The sequence below is a fragment of the Acinetobacter chengduensis genome (assembly GCF_003664645.1).
Lineage (GTDB): Bacteria > Pseudomonadota > Gammaproteobacteria > Pseudomonadales > Moraxellaceae > Acinetobacter > Acinetobacter chengduensis.
In genome coordinates this window covers 1-8,974 of record NZ_RCHC01000038.1, presented here as the reverse complement: position 1 = coordinate 8,974, position 8,974 = coordinate 1, and the positions used below count along the sequence as shown (strand labels likewise).

Here is an 8,974-nt window from a genome sequence, read left to right as displayed (position 1 = left end):
AATTAAATCACCAGATTCAAGCTTTGGTTTGATTCATGAAGAATTTGGTTCGTATGAAGTTAGCGGTGATGCGCTGGGTGATTTATCTAAAGATAAAGATGGTGCACTGGGTTTATACGGTTACTTCACGCAGATTCCGAAAGCAACGACTCCGTAAATTTACAGCAGGCACTTAAATAGGATGCATTAGGCATCTTTTTTTGTGCCTATAAAAAGCAAAAGCCCAACGATTGCAGTCGCTGGGCTTTTTTATTTCCACCCGCCAGATAAAAGCAAGGGAAAGAAACTTGTGGTTGAAATTATAGCAGTAGTTTTACAAAAAGTAGAGGTTGTAATGGAAAAACATGGTTATTGGAAAGTAACAGGTGCCATTTTAATGGGTATTTTCATCTGGCAACTCTCAAACATTATTAATGCATTTGTGGCTCTAGCGAAGGTATTTCAATGAATGATTTTTTTATTGCCTCAAATCGACCTATTAAAGTAGGTGAATTATCGGTGCACCAATTACAGATGCACAACTTTGATGAATGGTCAGGAGTAGCGCAGACCATTAAAGACTTTTTGAATAATCACCCAGATAAAACCACACAAAAGATCTTTGATACTCATCCATTTGAATCGACGCAATTGATAGCCCATTGCTTGAAATACAGCACTGAACAAGTCATTGATCTATTCAAGAAAGATGATGCACTCTATATCTTGTTATTGGATGCTGTGATCAAAGTGAATGACGCATTCTTTACTGAGCCGAAACCAAGACACCAAGACGATGTGGATCCGCGCAAAAAGAGTAGTTGGTTTAATGTGTTTCAGCTTCTCGCATCGAATGGACATTCACATGAAAGCATCATGCAAATGACCTACGGTTCATTCCAACAATATCTTAAAGCAGCTCAGAAAGCCGAGCGCATTAAAATGCGTAATTTAGCGATCGCAACTCGGGCGCAGAATGCCATCAATAAGAAGTTCAATGAATTTATTAAGAGCCTTGAGAAAGAGTCGTGAATTTCACGTTGTGATGTGTAATTGATCAAGTTATGATTTACCCAATTATAATGAGGGGTAAATTCATGAAAAAATTATTAATTACAGCTATATTGATGTCTGCTTTTACTTTTGCAAATGCTAATACTACAAATGCCAGCATTAATGGTGAGCGTGTTCGAGTTGGCGATAGCTATGGTCAGATCGTTGGTAAATTGGGTCAACCAGTATCGACTTATGACTACACCAAGAACGTGAATGGCAAAGAAACACCAGTGCGTGAAGTTAGCTATGTAGATGGTAATAAAACCTATACGATTACCATTGAGAACGGCAAAGTAACGCATATTAAGACTTCGCGCTGATGATGGGTATGAGAGAAAGGCTTGTTGAGGGGAGCAGAGAAGCACACAAAAAGTGGTTTAGTCAATTCAGTGCTAATGATATTGATGTCTTAACCTCAATTGGCTTGGACTGTGGTGCTGATCATCAGTTTTTTAAGCAGGAAATTCTTAATATTTTCGATGCATTGCGGAATAGAAAATTAAAAAAACACCCTTGTCTTTATCATCGTTTTGTAAATAGGTATTTAGATTTGACTCCTGAACACATAAGAGCTCAGGTGGATAGGAAACTACTTATAGAAGATCAATATTACTGCGCATGGTTTTTTAATAGGCAGATGTTTATTTTTGATTATTTAATTGCAAGGGATGGATTTGAGAGTAAGACAAGCAAGCATACTTGGTTACTTTGGTCGCCATTAATAGACAACAATTCACCTGAAGATTGTTATAAATTTCAGAATAAGTTGTTTCATGTGAGTGATTTGAATTTCGAAAAGCTAGCTATTGAGCACTGGGGTCAACCCAGAAGAGGCTGTCGTTGTGGGCTTATAGCTTTAACTGAAAGCAAGGCTAAGGCTAAACAGCAAGAGTACCATGGGAATTTAAATGGCAAATAAATGCATTAGTTGCAATAACTGCGGTCATACGGGCTGGTCTAAAAACCGTGGCAATTTTTTAATTACAATTGTTTTGGCAATTTTCTTTTTCATACCTGCCGTAATTTATGAAATATGGCGCAGAACTGGGCTGGGTGTTTGTGAAAATTGTGGCAGTGATTTGGTTCAACCCTCAAATTCTTGTACCAGTAATAGACCTTCCGATGCTGGTGATTTTATAGTTCTGGGTGTGTTGGGGTTTATTGGTAGTATTGTGGTGGTTGTCATTTACGCATTTTTTAATACACTAATTAATGGTGGGCCATCAACACAAAAAACTACCAAAGATTATGAACTAATATGTATGACTCAAGGGTTAAAGCATTATCAACAGCAAGGGCAATATCCAATGTTGCCAAATGGGGTGGAGACCTCAACACACGTGATGGGTGTTTGCAAAAAATCCAAAGATGGAAAATTTAAAGCACCCTAGGGTGCTTTTTTTACGCATGTTGAAATGTGAGTTTTAAACCCATTGCGCTAGCAACCTTGCTGACAGTAACAAAGCTTGGATTCCCTTGCTTTCCAAAGGACTTGTATAGGCCTTCACGGGTTAAGCCAGTTTCCTGAGCAAGCTTGGTCATACCATACGATTTAGCAATATCACCAAGTACATGGGCAATATATATAGGATCGTCACCAGCTTCCTCTAAAGCTGCCTCAAGATAGGCTTGGCGATCTTCTTCTGTTTTAAGATGATCTTGGATGTTCCATTTTTTTAGCTTAACAGTCATGACTCACCTCGTATTTCTTTTGCTAATTCAAGTGCTTTGTCTATATCTTTTGACTGTGTGGATTTATCACCGCCAGCAAGTAAGATAATAATTTCATCGCCATGTTGTATGAAATAGATACGATAACCAGGGCCAAAGAAGAACCGTAACTCAGACACACTGTCACCAACCGGTTCAGCATCCCCAAAGTTGCCAAGCTCAACGCGACGCAGGCGGGCATTAATGCGAGCTTTGCCTTTTGTGTCTTTTAGCGCATCAAACCATTCGTCATAGACTTCGGTTGTGGTGATTTCATACATGCTTAATTGTAATCCATAGTTTACAGTTTAGGAAGTTCTATTTTGTGTCGTTAGCAGTTTGGTTGGCGGTCTCAAGCCAAAAGACATCTTCAAGCTTCTCGCATACGCCTGCTCTTTTGAGTTCAGTGTAGATGAGTAAAGCAGTTTCAATTTTTACTTGATAGCCCTGTTCTGCACGTTTTACATGCGTACTGGAAACGCGGTTGTTACTAATGAAGCCGCATCTTTTTGATAATTCATAGACTGTTAGCCCTGCCTGTTCTCGTAAGGCAGCAACAGCATTTTTTACTTCATACATTATATGCACTCATGATTATTTTTCAAAAGTGTAGCACAATATAAAAGTGTAATTATATTTTTTATTACACAAAAAAGAACTTGCATGTATTTTTTATATTAAATATGATTCTTATATCACGGTGAAAAGCCATGAAAAAAGAAACCCCTTGTACCGTTCAAAGTAAACAAGGGGTTGTGTCCAAACCTTTAGAGATTCAAGACATGACTAATTTAGCACAAATCAACGATACACAGGTATCAATTGTTAATTTCAAATCTACACCTGTTTTAACTACCGAGCAGTTGGCAAATTTTTACGGCACTGATGTAAACAACATCAAAGTGAATCTATCTCGTAATAAAAGTCGATTTATTGAGGGTAAGCATTTCTTTAAAATCACAGGTCAGGAACTGAAAGATTTTGTGAGTAGTTTAAAACTACTAACAGACGATTTGCGGGTTACTAAAAGTAACTCACAAAATTTGCAACCCTCTCAAAGAGGTGTGCAAATTTCAAGTAAAACTCGCGTACTTACTCTCTGGACAGAACGTGGCGCAGCACGTCACGCCAAGATGCTTGATACAGACCAAGCATGGGATATCTTTGAGCAACTGGAAGACTGTTACTTCCATCGCCAAGAGATTTTAGCAAAAACACATAAATCAGAACGCACGGCACTGCATGATGCACACGCTATGTTGGTTGCTAAAACTAAACACCTAAATTCAAGTGATGCGTGGAAGTTGATTCATCAGCGTTTTAACGTGGATCACATCGAAGACATCCCATACGATGCGATCCCTGTCGCTGTGGAATATGTGCATCACTTGATTGCGCTGTACAGCAATTCGAGCAAACAAGGCTCATTGTTTGATAAAGATACCTATGAACTGGTACGTGAATTTGCTGAATCTGTATTAAGTCAAAACTTCATGATGCAAGATGTTTGGCAAGCACTCATGCTGATCAACAAGAAAGATATGATGTATTACTCAAGATACGTTATTGACTCAAACACGATGGCACGTAAAGTCAGCATTGCACTAGGCTTTAAAACCAAGAAAGGTGAGCCACTAATCGATGGATGCTGTCAAACTATTAACTTTGTTGGCGGGGCTAAGTTCACTGGCGTAAATCCTAAATGGTTTAATGCGCCCGCTTGGTAAATGTTGAATAGATAAAACCTCCTTCGGGAGGTTTTTTCAATAGAGATGCACGTATAAGAGAGAAATCAAATAACCATCGTTCGCGGTGGTTTTTTTGTTTTTTTGGGAAAAAAACGCAGGTGGAAGTGCTTGAGTGCAAGATGCACAATTTTAAAAAATAATCGGAAGCCTTTCCGCCTGATCTTTTAGTTGGAAATTTATTAAAGTTCAGAAAAGCAAAAACCCCAGTGCGCCAACACTGAGGTTTTAATTAACAGTTAAGAGGATCAACTATTAATGAATCAATCTGAGGAAAATGTTAACACCAAACCCGGTATTAGTATAGAGGGCAAGATGAGCGAAAAAGATGCAGGAAAAGTCGCGATCATTATGGCTTGGGGAAAATCAATCTCCATGGTAATAGGTAGTTGCGGTGGAGTAGCTACAGTAATCATCTCTTTGATTAAATACATATTGTGAACATCATGAAACTAAATTTATAAAACCGACCTAATACAAGGTCGGTTTTTTATTGTCAGCGCGCTTATAGGCGCTTTTTTATGCCTGTCTATTATTCCAAGTGCATTCGATAGACAGACTCACACTCAACTCAAGGAGTTATATATGAATGCAAAAATTGAAGTTTTAAAAATAGTGGAAGTTGACAGTGGAATTCCCAAAACCACCACACTACAAATAGCCATAGGTCTAGGCATTCAACACAAGTCCGTGATCCAGCTGGTTCGAAGTTATAAATCGGATTTTTCTGAATTTGGCTTGGTCACATTTGAAATGCGACCAAGATTGCAAGGTTTTCATGGTGGCGGTGATGTGCAATATGCTGTTCTTAATGAGCAGCAAGCAACCTTGTTATTAACTTATATGCGAAACAGCCCAAAGGTGCGTCAGTTCAAGAAAGCGTTAGTTCGAGCATTCTTTGAGGCGCGCGCACTTCTGCAGACAGACTATTTTTCTCTAATCCAAAAACGTGAAGCGCTTAGTGCAAAACTGGACTGCGAAAAAGACATTGCCAGTGCATGCGGTCGCGGGTTGTCCCAATGGAAAAAGCAACGTGATGTTCTTGAAACAGCAATCGCAAATGTGGATCGTCAGATCCAGCCATGTTTATTTGAGAAATTAGACTAACACTATGCAGATTAACAAAGCTTAAAGGGTCGCATTTTAAATGTGACCCTTTTTTGTATGTAGATGTTTGTGTTTAAAGGAAAATTCATGTCTGGTAAAAATCTAACTTTTAAATTAATCATGGATGGCGATAGCAAAGGCCTTGTTGCTGCGGCAAAACAATCCAAAGATGTTAGCAAAAAGCTATTCGAAACCATTGAGAGTGAAGCTGAGCGACTCAAGAAAACAAGTGCTGAGACTGCAAAAGAGATTGGTAAAATCATACCAGCCGATCTACCCCAAAAAGCAGATCAGGCAAAAGGTAAGTTAGATGAACTAGGCAGTGAATTTCAGGATGTAGCCAGCACAGCCAAGGATACTGGTCAGGAAATTGGGAATATTATTCCTAAAAATGCCAGTGAGCGTGCGTCTGCGTTAATTAAGTCACTGAATGAAACAACTGAAATTATTAAAAGCACAGGTACTGGTGTTATAGGTGCATCAGAAAGTTTTAATAAATTTAGTGTGGATTCGGTCCGGTCTCTGAATTTACTAAAAGCTAACCTCGCTACCGCAAAAACCAAGCTTGAAGAATTTTCAAAAACCAATGCTACGCCAGAAGATATTGTTAAAGCACAACAACAAATCAATGCTTTAGAGAAAGAGGTTCAACAGGCAGATCAGGCATTTGGTGCATTCAAGTCTGAACTAAGTTTAATTACACCTGAATTAACCAAGTTAGATGGAGAACTTGGTAAAACAAATGCAGAACTTCAGAAGAGTGAGACACTTGTTAAACAAGCAAGTGTGGAAATCCAAGGTTTAAAAACAGGCTATACAGCGTTAACAAGTGCAATGGCCGCACTTGGTGTAGGCGTATCGGCAGCAGAAATTGGTCGAACTGCTGATGAGTTTAAGGTTCTAGAGGCAAGGATTGGGCTTGCCACATCCAAAAGCGGAAACTTTACAGATGCTTTCGAGGGTGTAAAAAAGATTGCGATTGAAACCCGATCAAATCTTACAGCTACAGCGGAACTATTTACCCGTGTCAAAAGTGCAGTGGATCAGCTTGGATACTCTCAAGAGCGTGCTTTAGGGATTACTGACCTAGTAAACAAGTCGTTAATTGTGGGTGGTGGGCTGGCAGCCTCAAACGAAGCGGCAATTTATCAATTTAACCAAGCCTTGCAGTCTGGTGTTCTCCGCGGTGAAGAGTTCAACAGTGTGATGGAGCAAGCACCGCGGTTGGCTCGAGCTCTAGCGGATGGCCTAGGTGTAAATGTTGGTAAATTACGTGAGATGGCGGGACAAGGGAAACTCACATCTGAGGTGATTGTTAAGGCACTTGAAAGTCAATCCAAGGCGCTTAATGAAGAATTCGCCAAAATGCCTATTACGATTGGACAGTCCATTGAAAACCTTAAAACAGCATGGACTCTGTATATTGGAGAGGCAGATGCTGCCACTGGTGCGAGTGCGAAGGTAGCAGAAGCACTTAAATTTGTTGCTGAAAATCTAGATCAGATTGTTTCAACATTAGTGTTAGCAGGGCAGGCCTTTGTTGCTTATAAAGCATTGAATATTGCAAATGTGTTCCTTGATAAAGCAGCTGGCGTGAGAGTGGCATCAACTGCCATTACACAAGAAACAGTATCAGTCGTAGCCAACACTCAAGCGCAATTAGTGAATGCAAATGCTACACGGGCTAATGCGCTAGCGAAAGGACAGTTAGCTACTGGTGCTAGTGCTGCAACAACATCGATGGCTTCATCTAGCACATCCATTATGGGGCTTATTGGGCGACTTGGCTCTCTGGGGGTGGCTGTTACAGCAACGGGTGCTTTAATAGCAACTGTGGGTGTACCAATCAGTACTGCAATTGGCGAGGGTATTGCCAAACTTCGAGGGTATGGGGAGGCATTTGCTGATCTAGAAAACCAGATGGCTTTGGAGGCGGCTCGCTCTAAGGTTGCGGCGGAACTAAAACAATCCTTTGCACTGGCCGCTGAAAAAGCCAGAGAAAAGGCCTACCAACTTACAGTTGAGTCCAAAAAGCTTGTAACCGAGTTTGATGAACTCATTAAAAAGGGCGAACCAACCAAAGAAGCATTAGAGAAGATTTCTAATGCCATGAAGTTTGATTCAACAAAAGGAATTAATGATTCAGTTACCGCATTAATCCTATTAAAAGATCAAGGAAAAATCACAGCTGAAGAACTACAGTTAAGGCTGGGGGAAGCATTAAGCGGAAAAGACCTAACAGTATTCCAGACCAATGCAAAGGCCGCTTTTGCGGGAACAGCACAAGAGGCAGCGAAGTCAGCAGCTATGACGGAAGCTGTGATGAAAGCAGCGCTGGGTAGAACAGGGTTAGATACACAACAACTCAAGGGAAGGTTTTCTGAAACATTCCAGTCTGCCAGTAATGATGTTCAAATTGTTATTGATAACTTGGATGCCTATAAGGCCCAAGGTATTGATACTGGTTTGGCGTTAAGTGCAAACCTTGGGAGGGCCATAGACACAGCACAAACTAGATCCGAGCTTGATTATGCTAAAGGCAAACTTGTTGAGTACGGGAAACAGGGGGAGATAACAGGTGATCAGGTTGCGCTGGGTTTAAGTAAAATCGAGCAAAAAGCAAGTCAACTTCCAGATGTATTAAACCCAGCACAAGCAGCCTTTAGTGCTTTTGGTATACAAACCAAAGAGCAATTGAGTGATGCGGCTCTTGTGGCACAAAGAAATTTTGATGTTGTTAATAAGAGTGGATTGGCTACAGTCGATAGCATTCAGCAAGCTTATACAGCCATGTTGAATGCAACCATTGCAACAGGAGACAAGGCTAAAATCGCCGTGGCTCAGGCTAAAGCTGCATCACTTGGCCTTGAGGTTCAACTTGACGCCACTGGCAAAGCCACTGTTTCCAAACTCGGTGAGATTCAGCGTGCTGCAGATGCAACCCAGCGCAGTGTGAGCCAGGTAAGTCAACCAGCTGCACAGAATCAGCCAGAGGTTAGTGCTGAGAAAAAGGCTTCTGATGATTACTGGGATAACTTTAAAGCCGAAATGAAAGCCAAAACGGATGCGGCAAATGCAAGAGCGCAAGCGCAGCGGTCAGGCGGCCGTTCTAGCAATACTGGCTCAGGGCTTACTGGTAGCAATGAGCCTGCTTACCAAGCGCCAGCAATGCCTGATGCCCCAATGGTTGCTTCAAGTTTTGATCTTACGCCGCTACAGGATATCCAGCCGACTGAGAAGAAGATTATAGAAATTCAATCTGGAGGCAAGTCAGCTGAATTGGAAGGTACGCCAGAGGCAGTGGATAGCATGGAAGAAATACTTCGTGAGTTTGAAATGCTGAAGAAGGGAATGTAATGAAATTAGTCCGTAAAAAT

General features: G+C 40.8%; 12 protein-coding genes. 9 read left to right on the top strand and 3 right to left on the bottom strand.

The window, feature by feature from the left end:
- The first annotated feature begins 202 nt into the window (after positions 1-202).
- The 5 genes from D9K81_RS17590 (at position 203) to D9K81_RS17570 (ending at position 2,426) form a co-directional block, all read left to right on the top strand.
- Complete coding sequence (locus D9K81_RS17590; RefSeq protein WP_121523958.1) at positions 203-448, top strand: hypothetical protein; 246 nt, start codon at positions 203-205, stop codon at positions 446-448.
- On the top strand, positions 445-1,011 hold the full coding sequence (locus D9K81_RS17585) for a hypothetical protein (protein WP_121523956.1): 567 nt from the start codon (positions 445-447) through the stop codon (positions 1,009-1,011). The genes D9K81_RS17590 and D9K81_RS17585 overlap by 4 nt, the downstream gene beginning before the upstream one ends.
- Before the next feature lie 65 nt (positions 1,012-1,076).
- Entirely contained in the window at positions 1,077-1,355 is a 279-nt protein-coding gene (locus D9K81_RS17580) for a hypothetical protein (protein ID WP_171406969.1), read from the top strand.
- The gene (locus tag D9K81_RS17575) at positions 1,355-1,954 is read left to right on the top strand and encodes a hypothetical protein (RefSeq protein WP_227602118.1); all 600 of its coding nucleotides are present in this window, start codon (positions 1,355-1,357) and stop codon (positions 1,952-1,954) included. The genes D9K81_RS17580 and D9K81_RS17575 overlap by 1 nt, the downstream gene beginning before the upstream one ends.
- Positions 1,944-2,426 carry a YqaE/Pmp3 family membrane protein gene (locus D9K81_RS17570; protein WP_121523952.1) on the top strand — a complete coding sequence of 161 codons (483 nt, stop codon included), beginning with the start codon at positions 1,944-1,946 and terminating at the stop codon, positions 2,424-2,426. The genes D9K81_RS17575 and D9K81_RS17570 overlap by 11 nt, the downstream gene beginning before the upstream one ends.
- Before the next feature lie 10 nt (positions 2,427-2,436).
- On the opposite strand, the gene D9K81_RS17565 is transcribed toward D9K81_RS17570, so the two are convergent.
- From D9K81_RS17565 to D9K81_RS17555, 3 genes are read right to left on the bottom strand one after another with little or no spacing between them, the layout of a single operon-like run.
- Complete coding sequence (locus tag D9K81_RS17565) at positions 2,437-2,727, bottom strand: addiction module antidote protein (protein WP_121523950.1); 291 nt, start codon at positions 2,725-2,727, stop codon at positions 2,437-2,439.
- Positions 2,724-3,026 (bottom strand): type II toxin-antitoxin system RelE/ParE family toxin, encoded by a 303-nt coding sequence (locus tag D9K81_RS17560; protein WP_121523948.1) that lies wholly within the window; start codon positions 3,024-3,026, stop codon positions 2,724-2,726. Before D9K81_RS17560 ends, D9K81_RS17565 begins: the two co-directional genes overlap by 4 nt.
- 37 nt (positions 3,027-3,063) lie before the next feature.
- The gene (locus D9K81_RS17555) at positions 3,064-3,324 is read right to left on the bottom strand and encodes a helix-turn-helix domain-containing protein (protein WP_121523946.1); all 261 of its coding nucleotides are present in this window, start codon (positions 3,322-3,324) and stop codon (positions 3,064-3,066) included.
- A 203-nt stretch (positions 3,325-3,527) separates the two neighbouring features.
- On the opposite strand from D9K81_RS17555, the gene D9K81_RS17550 reads away from it, so the two are divergent.
- The 4 genes from D9K81_RS17550 to D9K81_RS17535 all read left to right on the top strand — a co-directional run bounded on the left by D9K81_RS17550 (position 3,528) and on the right by D9K81_RS17535 (position 8,954).
- The gene (locus tag D9K81_RS17550) at positions 3,528-4,472 is read left to right on the top strand and encodes an ORF6N domain-containing protein (RefSeq protein WP_121523960.1); all 945 of its coding nucleotides are present in this window, start codon (positions 3,528-3,530) and stop codon (positions 4,470-4,472) included.
- Between the two features lie 276 nt (positions 4,473-4,748).
- A complete protein-coding gene (locus tag D9K81_RS17545; protein WP_121523944.1) occupies positions 4,749-4,931 on the top strand; it encodes a hypothetical protein in 183 nt (60 codons plus the stop codon).
- Between the two features lie 144 nt (positions 4,932-5,075).
- Positions 5,076-5,597, top strand: coding sequence for a Rha family transcriptional regulator (locus D9K81_RS17540; RefSeq protein ID WP_121523942.1), 522 nt, complete (start codon positions 5,076-5,078; stop codon positions 5,595-5,597).
- Positions 5,598-5,684: 87 nt separating this feature from the next.
- Positions 5,685-8,954, top strand: coding sequence for a tape measure protein (locus D9K81_RS17535; RefSeq protein ID WP_121523940.1), 3,270 nt, complete (start codon positions 5,685-5,687; stop codon positions 8,952-8,954).
- Positions 8,955-8,974 lie beyond the last annotated feature (20 nt).